This window comes from Streptomyces sp. UF-297, from assembly GCF_058245575.1.
Genome location: NZ_JBSIBZ010000036.1, coordinates 64,401 through 78,201, shown reverse-complemented (window position 1 = coordinate 78,201; position 13,801 = coordinate 64,401). Strand labels below are relative to the sequence as shown.

At 72.5% G+C, this 13,801-nt stretch carries 9 protein-coding genes; 3 read left to right on the top strand and 6 right to left on the bottom strand.

What is annotated here, in order from left to right:
• The first annotated feature begins 15 nt into the window (after positions 1 to 15).
• Entirely contained in the window at positions 16 to 4,518 is a 4,503-nt protein-coding gene (locus tag AC4IJH_RS21435; protein ID WP_490853414.1) for an SDR family NAD(P)-dependent oxidoreductase, read from the top strand.
• A gap of 72 nt (positions 4,519 to 4,590) precedes the next feature.
• The gene (locus tag AC4IJH_RS21430) at positions 4,591 to 7,725 is read left to right on the top strand and encodes a non-ribosomal peptide synthetase (RefSeq protein ID WP_490853413.1); all 3,135 of its coding nucleotides are present in this window, start codon (positions 4,591 to 4,593) and stop codon (positions 7,723 to 7,725) included.
• A 19-nt stretch (positions 7,726 to 7,744) separates the two neighbouring features.
• Here the strand turns inward: AC4IJH_RS21430 and AC4IJH_RS21425 are convergent, their stop codons facing one another.
• The 5 genes from AC4IJH_RS21425 to AC4IJH_RS21405 form a co-directional block, all read right to left on the bottom strand.
• On the bottom strand, positions 7,745 to 8,653 hold the full coding sequence (locus AC4IJH_RS21425; protein WP_490853412.1) for an ABC transporter ATP-binding protein: 909 nt from the start codon (positions 8,651 to 8,653) through the stop codon (positions 7,745 to 7,747).
• Positions 8,654 to 8,876: 223 nt separating this feature from the next.
• A complete protein-coding gene (locus AC4IJH_RS21420) occupies positions 8,877 to 9,539 on the bottom strand; it encodes a response regulator transcription factor (protein WP_490853411.1) in 663 nt (220 codons plus the stop codon).
• Positions 9,524 to 10,849 carry a sensor histidine kinase gene (locus AC4IJH_RS21415; RefSeq protein ID WP_490853410.1) on the bottom strand — a complete coding sequence of 442 codons (1,326 nt, stop codon included), beginning with the start codon at positions 10,847 to 10,849 and terminating at the stop codon, positions 9,524 to 9,526. The genes AC4IJH_RS21420 and AC4IJH_RS21415 overlap by 16 nt, the downstream gene beginning before the upstream one ends.
• 102 nt (positions 10,850 to 10,951) lie before the next feature.
• Entirely contained in the window at positions 10,952 to 11,695 is a 744-nt protein-coding gene (locus AC4IJH_RS21410) for a 4'-phosphopantetheinyl transferase family protein (RefSeq protein WP_490853409.1), read from the bottom strand.
• Complete coding sequence (locus AC4IJH_RS21405) at positions 11,692 to 12,543, bottom strand: metallophosphoesterase family protein (protein ID WP_490853408.1); 852 nt, start codon at positions 12,541 to 12,543, stop codon at positions 11,692 to 11,694. The genes AC4IJH_RS21410 and AC4IJH_RS21405 overlap by 4 nt, the downstream gene beginning before the upstream one ends.
• Before the next feature lie 244 nt (positions 12,544 to 12,787).
• On the opposite strand from AC4IJH_RS21405, the gene AC4IJH_RS21400 reads away from it, so the two are divergent.
• Entirely contained in the window at positions 12,788 to 13,114 is a 327-nt protein-coding gene (locus AC4IJH_RS21400; protein ID WP_490853407.1) for a hypothetical protein, read from the top strand.
• A 140-nt stretch (positions 13,115 to 13,254) separates the two neighbouring features.
• Here the strand turns inward: AC4IJH_RS21400 and AC4IJH_RS21395 are convergent, their stop codons facing one another.
• On the bottom strand, positions 13,255 to 13,695 hold the full coding sequence (locus AC4IJH_RS21395; RefSeq protein WP_490853406.1) for a hypothetical protein: 441 nt from the start codon (positions 13,693 to 13,695) through the stop codon (positions 13,255 to 13,257).
• Positions 13,696 to 13,801 lie beyond the last annotated feature (106 nt).

Below are 13,801 nucleotides of genomic sequence, written 5' to 3'. Positions count from 1 at the left end.
GAGCGGGTCCTTGAGGTGATCGCTGGTCGTCCCGGTGTCGGTATCGCGGCGGTCAACGGTCCGAAGGCCGTGGTGATTTCCGGCGTGGAGGACGAGGTACTTGCTGCGGCGGAAGAGCTTGCGCGGGCGGGCGCTCGCACGAGCCGTCTGCGGGTCTCGCATGCCTTCCACTCGCCTTTGATGGAACCGATGCTGGAGCGCTTCGCTGAAGTGGTCGGTGCGGTCGGCTATCAGGCGCCGAAATTGACGTTGGTGTCCGCCCTGACCGGGGGCGTGGTGACCGAGGAAGTCACGGACCCTGCGTACTGGGTGCGGCACGTCCGCGAAGCGGTCCGTTTCGCCGACGCGGCCTGCGCGCTCCGCGACAGCGGCGTACGGACATTCATCGAGATCGGTCCGGACGGTGTCCTCTCGGTCATGGGACCGCAGACCCGTACGGAGACGGAGAACGACGATGCCTCCGAGGCCTGGCTCCCGGTGCTGCGCCGCGGCCGAGACGAACCCCGCGCACTGCTCACGGCGCTGGCCAAGGCGTTCGTACGGGGCGTGGACGTCGGCTGGGAGAAGGTCTTCACGGGTACGGGCGCCCAGCGGATCGACCTCCCCACATACGCCTTCCAGCACCAGCGGTACTGGCTGACCCCGGTCACGGGAAGCCGTGCCGAGGACCTCGGGCTGGAGAGCCCGCGGCACCCCTTGCTGGGTGCGGCCGTCGAACTCCCCGCGACCGGCGGGGTGGTGCTGACCGGGCAGCTCGTCGTGTCCGCGCAACCGTGGCTGGCCCAGTCCCTCGTGGCGGGCCGGACGGTAGTACCCGCCGCGGCGCTGGTGGACATGGCGGTGCGCGCCGGTGACGAGTGCGACTGCGGCCAGGTCGAGGAGCTGGTCGTCGAGACGCCGTTGGTGCTGCCCGAGCGCGGCGATCTGCGCGTCCAGGTAACCGTCGGGGAAGCCGATGCCGCGGGGCGGCGGGAAGTCTCCGTGTTCGCGCGGGCGGCCGAGGGGGAGTGGGTGTGCCATGCGTCGGGAACCCTGACTCCGGCCGCAGCGGGCGGTGACACCGTCGCGGAAACGGCGGCGTGGAGCGTGCAGTGGCCACCGACGGGTGCCGTAGCGGCCGACGTGGACGGGCTCTACGAGGGCCTGGCGGCTGCCGGGCTCGCGTACGGGCGGGTGTTCCAGGGCGTGCGGGCGGCCTGGCGGCGCGGCGACGAGGTGTTCGCGGAGGTGGCGCTGGCCGAGGGCACGGAGGTCTCCGGGTTCGGGGTGCACCCGGCGCTGCTGGACGCCGCGTTGCATGTGACGGCACTGGAACAGGCGGGCGACGAGGGGCCGTTGCTGCCCCTCGCGTGGAGTGACGTACAGGTGCACGCGTCGGGTGCGACGGCGGCACGGGTACGAGTGGCGCCCTCGCCCTCGGGCGACGGCGTGGCGGTGACGCTCGCCGACGCGGCCGGGCAGCCGATCGCCTCGGCGGGATCGGTGGCGCTGGCGCCGCCGGCCGCCGGAGCACTGGACCAGGCGGCAGGGTCGGCCCGTGAAGGGCTCTTCCGGGTGGAGTGGGTCCCGGCAACCGTGGTGGAGGGGGCCGGGGAACCGGGCCGCAGTTGGGCGGTGCTCGGCGAGGACGGCGGACTGGGTGTGCCCGGCGCGGCGGCGTACGCGGACATGGCGGCGCTGCTCGCGGCGGTCGAGGCGGGCGCCACGGTCCCCGACGTGGTGGTGACCTGCTGCGTCCCCGGCCTCAGTCTCGAACCCGACAGCGACGCCGCATCCGCACAGAGCCCCGGCACCCCACACGCCGAGGCCTCCACCGCCATCCACCACCGCGCCCAGCGCACCGTGCTCCGCGCCCTCGGCGTCATACAGGAGTGGCTGGCCGCCGGAGTGCTCGACGGTTCGCGCCTCGTGGTGGTGACGGAGCGCGGCGTGGACGCGGGCCCCGGAGCGGGCCTGCGGATGGACGGCGCGGGCGTCACCGGCCTGGTGCGCGCGGCGGCGGGTGAGCACCCGGAGCGGATCGTGCTGGCGGACGTGGAGGCGCTCGACGGCTCGGGGCCGCTCGTCGTGGCCGGAACGGCGCTGGGGGAGCCCGAGTTCGCGGTACGCGACGCGCAGGTGCGGGTACGGCGACTGGCGCGTGCCGCCGGGGACGGACCGGCGCTGCCGGACGGTACGCAGTGGGGGCTGGGGATCTCCGGGCGCGGCACGGTCGAGAACCTGGTCCTGGAGGAGTACGAGGACGGGCGGCGGCCACTGGCGGCCGGTGAGGTACGGGTGGCGGTGCGCGCGGCCGGCGTGAACTTCCACGACGTACTGAACGCTCTGGACGCGCTACGCGCACCGGACGCGCTACACGAACCGGACGCGCTACACGAACCAGACGCACTGAACGCACCGGACTCGCACCCCGGCGAGCCGGGGCCGCTGGGTCTCGAAGGCGCGGGTGTCGTGCTGGAGACCGGTCCCGGCGTGCTGGAACCGGCGGTCGGCGACGCGGTGATGGGGCTGTTCCCCGGCGCGTTCGGACCGGTGGCGGTGGCCGACGCGCGCGCCGTGACGCGGGTGCCGTCGGGCTGGTCGTCGGCGCAGGCGGCCGGTGCGCCGATGGCGTTCCTGACCGCGTACCACGCGCTGGCGCGGCTGGCCGGACTGCGGCGCGGTGAGCGGGTGCTGATCCACGCCGCCGCGGGTGGTGTGGGGATGGCCGCCGTGCAGGTGGCCCGGCACCTGGGTGCCGAGGTCTTCGCGACCGCTTCGCCCTCGAAGTGGGGGGCGCTGCGGGAACTGGGCCTGGACGACGGGCACCTCGCGTCGTCGCGGACCACGGAGTTCGAGGCGGCGTTCCGCGCGCAGTCCGGCGGGCGCGGCATGGACGTGGTGCTGGGCTCCCTGGCGGGGGAGGCGGTGGACGCGTCGCTGCGGCTGACCCGTCCAGGCGGGCGGTTCGTCGAGCTGGGCAAGGCCGATGTGCGCGACGCCGGCCAGGTGGAGCGGGAGTATCAAGTCGCCTACCGGACGTTCGACCTGCTGCTAGAGGGCCCGGAGGCGATCGGCGGCATGCTGGCGTCGCTGTCGGAGCTGTTCGCGCAGGGTGCGCTGCGGCCGTTGCCGGTGGCGTGCTGGGATGTGCGGCGCGCGGCGGAGGCCTTCCGGTTCCTGAACGGGGCCCGTCACACGGGGAAGGTCGTCCTGACCGTGCCCGCGCCGGACGGGCGCACGGGCACAGTGCTGGTGACCGGCGCGTCCGGTGCCCTGGGCGGCCTGGTCGCCCGGCATTTGGCGGCGACCGGGCGGGCCCGGCGGGTGCTGCTGGCCTCGCGGCGCGGTGTGAGCGCGGCCGGGATGCCGGAACTGGCCGCCGAGTTGGCGGCATCCGGTACGGACGTGCAGGTGGTCGCCTGCGACGTGTCGGACCGGGACCAACTGGCCGCGGTGATCGCCGGGGTGCCGGCGGCGGCGCCGCTGACCGGGGTCGTCCACACGGCGGGCGTGCTCGACGACGGTGTCGTCGGGGCGCTCACACCGGACCGGGTACGGCAGGTCCTGCGGCCGAAGGTCGACGCGGCCTGGCACCTGCACGAGCTGACCCGCCACCTGGACCTGGACACCTTCGCCCTCTTCTCCTCGGTGGCCGGGGTCTGGGGAACGCCGGGGCAGGCCAACTACGCGGCGGGCAACACCTTCCTGGACGCCCTGGCCGCCCACCGGCGCCACCAGGGCCTGCCCGCGGTGTCGTTGGCGTGGGGCCCCTGGGAAGAGGGCATGGCCGGCGAGCTCACGGACGCCGACCGGCAGCGGATGGGCCGGCAGGGGCTGCGGCCGCTGGCCACACCCGACGGACTCGCCCTGCTGGACGCCGCCGTGGGACGCACGGACCCGCTGCTGGTGGCGGCCCGCCTCGACCTGCCCGCGCTGCGCCGCCTCGGAAACGCGGTCCCCGCCCTGGTGAGCGGCCTGGTCCGGCCCGGCCGGCGCACCGCCGTAGCGGCAAGGCCGGACGCCGGCAAGAACCTGGCGGGACAGTGGGCCGCGCTGCCGCCCGAGCAGCTGGAGGGCGCGATCCTGAACCTGGTCCTGACCCAGGCGGCCCTCGTCCTGAACCGGCCGGGACCCGAATCCATCGAGTCCGCACGGTACTTCCGCCAGCTCGGCTTCGACTCGCTGACCGCGGTGGAGTTCCGTAACCGGATCAGCGGTGCCATCGGGCTGCGGCTGCCCGCCGCGGTGGTCTTCGACTACCCCACCCCCGCCGAGCTCGCCGGATATCTCCGGGAGCGGATCGCCGACCAGGAAATCGACTACGAGCCGGTCCTCAGCGAACTCGACCGGCTCAAGTCCCTGCTCTCCGTGATAGCCCAGCGGGGCGGCAAGAAGGCGATGATCATGAGTCGTCTGGAGGGAATCGTGGAGGAGTTCCGCGGCGGGGACGCGGAGAGCGCGCCCGCCGACGAGGACATCAGCGAGGCGACGGACGACGAGATCTTCGATCTCATCGACAAGGAATTGGGCATCTAGCGTGGCCGGGCACCCAGGGGAGAGCCGGCGGAGTCACCGGTGGAGTCAACGGACTTGTGAAGGAGCGACGTGATGCATTCCGCGAAGGGGAACACGCCTGCGGAATCGGGTGAGGAAGCGGGAGCCGCTCCGAAGGAAGAGGCCCTGTGGCTGCTCGAGTCGCTGGCGCCGGGCACCCCCGTGAACAACCTGTCCATGGCCTTCGCCGTCGAAGGACACCTGGACACCTCCCGGCTCGACTCGGCGCTGGCCGTCGTGCTGCGCCGCCACCGGGCGCTGCGCACCGTCTACCGCGGCGACGGCACCCGGCTGGTCAAGCGCGTGATCGCACCGGACGAATTCCGGCTCGACGTGGCGCGGTTCGCCCTGCCGGGCGAGCCGTCCGAGGACGACCTGGCGGCCGTGACGGCCGTACCGTTCGGCCTGGACGGCGGGCCGATGCTGAGGGCGGCGCTCTTCCGCTCCCCTGGCACGGACGTCTTCTGCGTCACGGCGCACCACCTGGTCTTCGACGAGACATCCGCCGCCGTCTTCCGGGAGGAGCTGGTGTCCGCGTACGAGCACGCGCACGGAGCGCCGGAGGAGGGCCTGGCCCCGGTGCCCCGGTGGACCGAGGCACCGCCGAGCGGGGAGAGCCTCGCCTTCTGGCGCGCGGAGCTGGCGGGCGCGAACACCGACGGCCTGGAGCTGGCCTGCGCGGCGCCCGAGCCGGACCGGCCGACGCTGGCGGCGGCGCAGGTCGGCCGGGAGCTGCCGGCGCGTACGGCGGCCGCGGTCCGGCGGCTCGCCGAGGAGGTCGGCGTCCCGGAGTCCGCGGTGCTGCTGGCCGCGTACTACGTGCTCCTGGAGGCGCACGGCGCCGGGCCCGACCTGCTCGTCGGCTCCCCGGTCGACGTCCGCCCGGAGCACGCCGCCCGCACGATCGGCTACCACGTCACCCACGTGCCGCTGCGGCTGCGGGTGGACCGCGGGGAGAGCGTGCGCGACCTGGTGCGCCGCAGCGGCGAGCGGCTGTCGGCGGCCGAGGCGCACGCCGACGTGGCCGTGGACGCGCACCCCGACCTGGTGCCCGCGGCGCGGTCGGGACGGCGCTCCCTGCCGTTCCGGCACCTATTCGACCACCGGTCCGAGGGCGGTGGTGCCCGCTTCACCCTCGGCGGCCTCGCGGCCCGACCGCTGCCCGCCGCGAGCGGCTTCGGCAAGTTCGACCTTCACCTCTCCACCACCTCGACGCAGGACGGCCTCTCGGTACGGGCCGTCCACCGCACCGAGCTCTTCGAGCGGCCCTACGCCGAACTGCTGCTGGCGCGCTACGAGGCGGTGCTCTCCTCGTTCACGGACGCCCCCGACGGTGCAGTGGGGGACGTCCACTGGTGGAGCGAGCGGGACCACGAGATCGTCGCGGCGGCCAACGACACGGCCGGGCCCGTCGAGTTCGCCTCGGTCCTCGACGCCGTCCACGGGCACGCGCTGCGCACGCCCGCCGCCGTCGCCGTCGTGGACGGCGAACGCTCGGTCGGCTACGGGCAGTTGTGGGGCGCGGCACACGCCATGAGCGCCCTCGTCCGGGGCGCGGGCGTGCGGCCGGGGGACGTGGTGGCGATCGCTCTCCCGCGCGGGCCCGAGCTGGTCTCGGCGGTCCTGGGCACTTGGCTGGCGGGCGCGGCGTACCTGCCCCTGGACGCGGCCCACCCCGAGGAGCGGATCCGCTACCAGCTCTCCGACTCGGCCGCGAAGGTGCTCGTGGCCACCGCGGACCTGGCGCACTTCGCCGACGACGGCCTGGTGATGCTGACCGCGCCGGCGGCCGACGCCGCCCCGGAGACGAAGGCGCCCGAGGTCCCGTCCGCGGCGGTGGACCCGGCGTCCTGCGCGTACCTGATCTACACCTCGGGATCGACGGGGCGGCCGAAGGGGACGCTGATCACCCACGCGGCCCTGGCCAATGTGGCGGCGCACTTCGCCGAGCAGCTGGAAGCCTCGCCCGGTGACACGATGCTGTGGACGACGACGTTCGCGTTCGACATGTCCGGCATCGAGCTGCACGTATCGCTGGTCTCCGGGGGCCGCCTGGTGGCAGCCCCCGACCCGGCCAGGAGTGATGGCCGGGTCCTGCGCGAGCTGGTGGAGCGCTACGGGGTGCGGTTCGTCGAGGCGACACCGACGACCTGGCGGCTGGTCATCGACCGGATGGAGGGTTGTCTCGGGGGCCGGGGCGTCATCGTGGGCGGCGAGCCCGTGCCGGTCTCCCTGGCCCAGCGGCTGGTGGCCGCGGGCTGCGTGCTGCACCACGCCTACGGACCCACGGAGACGACCATCTGGTCGACCTCGCGCGTGGTCACCGAAGCGCTGGGGGCCCGCCTCGACGTGGGCCGGCCGATCCGCAACACCCAGGTGCATGTGGTCGATCGGCACGGCCGTGAACTTCCCGTGGGCGTCCGCGGGGAGCTGTGCATCTCGGGCACGGGTGTGGCGATCGGTTACCACGGCCGGCCCGAGCTCAACGCGCAGCGCTTCGGCGAACACCCCACGTACGGCCGCTTCTACCGCACGGGCGATCTGGCCTGCTGGCGCGCGGACGGCGCGCTCGACCTGTTCGGCCGCAGCGACCGGCAGGTCAAACTCCGCGGCAACCGTATCGAGTTGGGCGAGATCGAGTCGACGCTCCTGGCGCACCCCGAAGTCGGCGCCGCCGCGGTGATCATGGTGGGCGACCCGAGCGCGGACGCCGTGCTCATCGGCTGCCTGGAACCGGCCGCCGGCTCGTTGGACACCGACAGCGTCTGGACGCACGCCCGTGCCCGTCTGTCCCGGTCGATGCTGCCCGGCGCTCTCGTCACGGTCGATCCGATGCCGGTCAACGCCAACGGGAAGGTCGACTATCCCGCACTGGAGCGGATGCTCGCCGACCGGCGCGCCGAACTCGCCTCGGTGCGGCCTCAGTTGTGCCACCCGGACCTGGACGGGCTGACGGACCGGCTGACCGCGCTGTGGGGGAGCCTGCTGCGGCGTGAGGACGTCGACGCCGACACGGACTTCTTCGCGTACGGGGGCAACTCCATGCTCGCCGCCCTGGCGATGCAGGAACTCCAGAACATCAGCGGCGTATCGCTCAGCCTCACCGAGGTGTTCGAGCGGCCCACCCCGCGGGGACTGGCCGCCCGTGTCAGGGACACGGAGCGGCGCGAGGAGGCGGCCGCCGGCTGAGGCCTCGCGGCCCCGGCTGCTACGTCGTGGTGAAGTCGCTGCCGGTCAGGGCGAGGAACGCGTCCTCCAACGTCGCCTGCTCGACGCGGAGTTGCTTGGGTACGATGCAGTGGCGCGCCAGTTCCGACGTGACCGCGTAGAGCGCGTCGGCGGTGCCGATGACCGTCACATGATCCCCCTCGCGGGTCACGCCGGTCACGTCGGGCAGCTGGGCCAGGAGGCCCTCGTCGAACGGCGCCGACGGGCGGAAGGTGATCCGGGTGTCGCCGTGGATTCGCTCGATCAGCCCCGCCGGTGTGTCGACCGTCGCCACACGGCCGTTGCTGATCAGCGCGACCCGGTCACACAGCCGCTCGGCCTCCTCCATGAAGTTCGTGGCGAGGAGAATGGTGACCCCGCTGGCGCGGACGGCCTCGATCAGCTCCCAAGTGTCGTGCCGGGCCTGCGGATCCAGGCCGGTGGTGAGCTCGTCGAAGACCGCCACCTGAGGGTTGCCGACCCGGGCCAGCGCCGCCGAGAGGCGCTGCTCCTGGCTTTCGGACAGCACGCCTAAAGGGGCCTCGTCGTCGAGCCCGAGCGAGTCCATGAGCTGACGCCAGTCGGCGGGGTCGCGGTAGAAGGAGCTGTAGAGCGACAGCGCCTCGGCGATCTGCTGCCGGTCGGGCCCCGCGCTGTCCTGGAGCTGTACGTCGAGCCGCTGGGTGACCTCGGCCCGCTGCGCGTGGGGGTCGCAGCCGAGGACGCGCACCTCCCCGCCGTCGCACTTGCGCAGCCCCTCGATGCACTCCAGGGCCGTGGTCTTGCCCGCGCCGTTGGGGCCGACGATCCCGAAGATCTCACCTTCCTCGACGGTGAAGGACACATCGTCCAGTGCCACCAGGTCGCCGTATTTCTTGTGGAGGTTGTGCACTGCAATCACTGCGGACATGTCTTGTCCTTCCGTGTGCTGATCGCTGGGTGCCCTCGGCTGCGCACCTCCACACTCCCGTGCGCGGTGGGTCGAGACCCCATTACCGGTGGTAGCGGTGTGCGGTACTGCGGCAGCCGACAGCACTGCTCGGTGGTTGCTCGGCCTGCGTCGGACCGGCCCCGGTCACCGGGGCGGGTCCACACATTCCCGACACCACGTGCCCAGGAATTGACGCGTGCCTTTACTGGTCGTTGGCTTCGCCGGCGCCGAGATAGGCGAGTACGGCCCGGACCCGACGGTTGGTGTCGTCGTCGGTGGCCAGGCCGAGCTTGGCGAAGATGGTGGTCGTGTACTTGCTGATGGCGCCCTCGCTCAGGAACAGCCGCCCCGCGATCGCCGTGTTGCTGAGGCCCTCGGCCATCAGCGCGAGCACCGAGCGCTCCCGGTCGGTGAGCGTGGCGAGCGGATCGGCCCGCATGGGGCGGCCCAGCAGCTTGGCGACGACCGTCGGGTCGAGCGCCGTGCCGCCGTCGGCGACGCGGTTGAGTGCGTCCATGAACTGTCCGGCGTCCAGGACGCGGTCCTTGAGCTGGTAGCCGACGCCGCCGTGCCCGTCGGCGAGAAGTTCGCGGGCGTACAGCTGTTCCACGTGCTGCGAGAGGATGAGCACGGGCAGCCCCGGAATCTCCCGGCGGGCGGCGAGGGCGGCCTGAAGTCCTTCGTCGGAGAACGTCGGTGGCAGTCGGACGTCCACGATCGCCGCGTCCGGCCGCAGGGTGACCAGCGCGTCGAGCGTCGCGGGCCCCGTATCGACCGCCGCGACCACGGTATGCCCGTGTGCCTCGACGATACGGACCATCCCGTCGCGGAGCAGGAAGAGGTCTTCGGCTACGACAACGCGCATGGCACCGCCACGGTGATATGAGTGGGACCCCCGGTGGGGCTGTCGATTTCCAGACGGCCGTTGAACGCCGCCATCCGCCGCTCGATCCCGCGCAGGCCCGAGCCCGCCGAGGCGACGGCCCCGCCGGTCCCGTTGTCGCTCACCGTCGCGGTGAGCGTCTGCTGCGCGAAGCCGAACTCCACTGTCACCTGGGAGGCTTCGGCGTGCTTGGCGACATTCGCGATCAGTTCCGCGACGGCGAAGTAGACCGCCGACTCGACGGGACGCTCGGGCCGCGAGGGCACCGTGCTGTGCACGGTGATCTCGACAGGCGCGTCGAGCGCCAGGGCCCGCACGGCGTCCACCAGGCCGCGCTCGGCGAGCACGGGCGGGTTGATGCCGCGCACCAGCGAACGCAACTCGGCGAGCGCGGTCGCAGAGGCGCTACGGGCCTCGGCCAGGAGCGCCTTCGCGGCGGCGGGATCGGTGTCGACGAGCTGCTCGGCGGCCCCCACCGACATCCCCATGGCCAGCAGCCTGGCCTGGGTGCCGTCGTGCAAGTCCCGCTCGATGCGCTCCAGTTCGACCGCCTGGGTCTGCGTCAGGTCCGCCTGGATGGCCTCCAGCTCCTTGACCCGCCTGCCGAGCCACGAGCGCGGGATGGGCCCCAGGAACCGGTGCGCCACGGGCCGGAAGATCCGCCACGCGAACGGGGCGACGGCCACACTGGCGACGATCAGGGCGATGCCGTATCCGAGGAGACCCGACGTCAACGTCATATACACGCCGCTGGCGATCCCGAGCAGCGGCAGCGCCGCGATGGGCAGCACCGTCACACCGGCGACCGCGGTCCACAGCCCGTCCCAGTGCAACTGCGGATCGTGGAACCGGGCGTGCACCTTGGCCCTGCGGCGCGCTTCCCGCTCGGACCTGTGGTACTCGTGGCCGTCCCACCAGTACCCCGTCGACATGCGGCTGACCTGCGGAACGGCGCGGTAGGTCACCTCAAGCCGCATGTCCAGCCAGCTCTCCGCGCAGCGCCGCGCGGCCTTGGCCAGGGGACGGCTGGTCAGCGGGTGCACGATCCAGATGGCCACGGCGATCCACAGCAGCACCATCAAGGTCTGCCCGAGGGCCACCAACGCCCGTACGGCCAGAGGCGCGCTCAGCCCCTCGGACCAGGTACGGACCACGTGGGAGCCGCCCAGTGCGACGCCCAGGCACACCGCCGGCATCAGCCAGGTGAGCCCGGTCAGTACCGCGGACCGGTACAACCCACGCACGATCTCGACCCACCAGCGCAGTGGACCGCCTCCCGCAGGCAGCCTCATCCGTCTGATCCTTTCGCCACGGAGCCATTCTGCCAGCCGGGAATCGATGCGCCCGACCAACACTGGAGAGCGTATGGCCGTAGCCTCTGACCTGGTATCCCGCTATGCCCCGCGAGGGGTGGGGCTAGCCCCACCCGGCCCCGGCCCTCCCCCTTCGAGCGGTACGGAGGGCAGGGGGACCGCGATCGCGGTGGCCACCAGACCCCGGCGAACGGCCCACCGTCCCTCGAAGTGCCCGAGCCGCCCGGTGCCCACCAGCGGTCCGGGGACGAGCAGTTCGGCGCGGAAGGTGCCGTGCGGCGCCGTTCCGGGGCCCGTGCGGATCTCGATGTCCGCCTCCTCGAAGTCCAGCCACTTGCCCGTCAGGGGAAACCAGGCCTTGTAGACGGACTCCTTCGCGCTGAACAGCAGGCGGTCCCAGTGGACGGCGGGCTCCTCGGCGGCGAGGCGGGCCAGCCGCTTCTGCTCGGTGGGGAGCGCGACGGTGCGCAGGACGCCGTCCGGGAGCGGGCTGTGGGGTTCGGCGTCGATGCCGACGGAGGCCAGGTCGGTGGCGCGGACCAGGACGGCGGCGCGGTAGCCGTCGCAGTGGGTCATGCTGCCGAGCAGGCCCTGCGGCCAGCGCGGGGCGCCGCGCTCACCGGGCAGTACGGGCTGCGGCGGTACGCCGAGCTTCTCCATGGCGCGGCGGGCGCAGGCGCGTACGGTGGCGAACTCGCGGCGCCGTTTGTCCACCGCCCGCGCCACCACCGCCTGTTCCTCGGGGTAGAGCGGTGCCTGGTCGGCCTCGTCGTCACCGTAGGCCTCCACGGCCACCACCGGGTCCGGCAGCAGTTCCTCGATCACCGGCCGTGCCCTCCCATCGGCAGAATGCGGCGGAGTGTGCCGGGCGGCCCGGGGCGGTTGCGCCACTCGCGGGGGTAGCCCACCGACACCTCTTCGAAGCGGACGCCCCCGTGCCAGGTGGTCCGCGGGATGTGGAGATGGCCGTAGACCATGGCGGCCGCGCGGAACCGGCGGTGCCAGTCGGCGGTCAGCCGGGTGCCGCACCACATGGCGAACTCGGGGTACCTCAGGACGTCCGTGGGGTGGCGGTCCAGCGGGTAGTGGTTGACGAGGACCGTGGGCAGGCCGTCGGGGAGCGCGGCGAGCCGGCGCTCGGTGACGGCCACCCGGGCCCGGCACCAGGCCTCCCGGCTCGGGTAGGGGTCGGGGTGCAGCAGGTACTCGTCGTTGCAGATGACGCCGGATTCGCGCGCGTAGGAGAGCCCCTCGTCCTTGGTCGCGCAGCCGGGCGGCAGGAAGCTGTAGTCGTACAGCAGGAACAGCGGCGCCACGGCGACCGGGCCGCCGGGGCCCTCCCAGATGGGGTAGGGGTCCTCGGGGGTGGTCACGCCCAGTTCGCGGCAGAGTTCGACCAGGTGCTCGTAGCGGGCCGCGCCGCGCAGGGTGACGGCGTCTTTCGGATGGGTCCACAGCTCGTGGTTGCCCGGAGCCCAGAGGACCTTGCCGAAGCGGCTGGCCAGGGTCTTCAGGGCCCAGCGGATGTCGGACACGGTCTCGGCGACGTCCCCGGCCACGAGCAGCCAGTCGTCGTCGGAGTCGGGCGCCATGTGCTCTAGCAGCGCACGGTTCTCGGCGTAGCTGATGTGCAGGTCGCTGATGGCCAGCAACTGCCCGGTTCCGTCGGCCATCCAAGCCCCTCCTCGCCCCCGTACGCACACGATCGGGACCACGACAACACACGCGGCCACACCCGGACAAGGGTGTTCAAGTGCCACCACCGGGCGCCAACCGGCACTGGTACGAGGGGGATTGGGCGGTGCGGGGGAGTGGGGCTGGGCCCACTCGCGAGGGGGCGTAGCGGGATACCGGGCGTGGGGCTGCCGCTCTTACCTTCGCCACCAGCCTCCACGCATCAGACGTCAGGAGATCCCCATGCCCCGCTCCGCACATGCCGTCGCATCCGTGCTCGTGCTCGCCCTTCCGCTGCTGGCGGTGACCGGCTGCGGCCCCGACGACATCGAAGCGGGCTGCAAGGAGGGCTCGTGCACCGTTCATGCGCGCTCGGGGACATCGATCAAGATCCAGAACTTCGAGCTGGAGGTCAAGGAAGTGAGCGAGAGCTCTGTGCGGCTCAGCTCGCACGGCGTGAGCCTGAAGCTGTCCAGGGAACTCGACCTTCGCTTGGGCAGCCACCGTCTCCACCTGGTGGGAACGGGCGGGGGCAAGGACGGGGGTACGGCGGACATCGAGATCAAGTAGGCCGTCGCTGACGCGGCCGGTACGGCCGAAAGCCGCCCTGTTCCGGGTGACACGTACCCGGTGCAGGACGGCTTTCGGTGGGTGGCAGGGCGCGAGTCGACGGGGGTTCTACCCGCGCCCTCGCCGGGAGGGGTGGTCCTTTACGCGGCCTTGGCGAATACGGCGCGCAGTCCGGCGCCCTTGGTGACGCACGCGGCCCCGATGAGGGCCAGGGCGGAGACGCCCTGCATCACGGCGTACCACGCAGGGCAGAGGCCGGGGATCAGGTCGACGGCGATGATCGCGATCGGCAGGATGACGGTGAGGGTGGCCAGGCGGTCGTATGCCCGACGCGATCCCTGCGAAGCGCTGATGACGATCCGGTGGATCACCACGGAGACCGCGAGGAGGAGGGCCGACCGGACCCACATGAACGCGGTCGGCGACTGGCCCATGGCTGCCACCACGGCGACCGTGCCGAGGACGATGGCGCTGATGACGCCGTAGAGCACGACGCACTTCTTGACAGTCTCGAAGGACTGCTGGACCTGAGGGGCGTTGATCTGCGCTGCCTCGACCGGGGCCTGGTTGGTGTTTCCCATGACTTTCTTCCTCCGTCTCGTTGTGGTCTCGACGCTACGGAGTGCGCGGGCGGCGCGGTATGGGCCTGGGCGTACGGGTGGGTGGGTCCAGCCCCACCCCTTGCGG

What these genes read in the sequence shown, in the direction of transcription:
- AC4IJH_RS21425 (WP_490853412.1), bottom strand. Translation starts at nt 8,653, where the DNA reads ATGTCCGCAGTGATTGCAGTGCACAACCTCCACAAGAAATACGGCGAC.
- AC4IJH_RS21400 (WP_490853407.1), top strand. Translation starts at nt 12,788, where the DNA reads ATGCCCCGCTCCGCACATGCCGTCGCATCCGTGCTCGTGCTCGCCCTT.
- AC4IJH_RS21430 (WP_490853413.1), top strand. Translation starts at nt 4,591, where the DNA reads ATGCATTCCGCGAAGGGGAACACGCCTGCGGAATCGGGTGAGGAAGCG.
- AC4IJH_RS21395 (WP_490853406.1), bottom strand. Translation starts at nt 13,695, where the DNA reads ATGGGAAACACCAACCAGGCCCCGGTCGAGGCAGCGCAGATCAACGCC.
- AC4IJH_RS21405 (WP_490853408.1), bottom strand. Translation starts at nt 12,543, where the DNA reads ATGGCCGACGGAACCGGGCAGTTGCTGGCCATCAGCGACCTGCACATC.
- AC4IJH_RS21415 (WP_490853410.1), bottom strand. Translation starts at nt 10,849, where the DNA reads ATGAGGCTGCCTGCGGGAGGCGGTCCACTGCGCTGGTGGGTCGAGATC.
- AC4IJH_RS21420 (WP_490853411.1), bottom strand. Translation starts at nt 9,539, where the DNA reads ATGCGCGTTGTCGTAGCCGAAGACCTCTTCCTGCTCCGCGACGGGATG.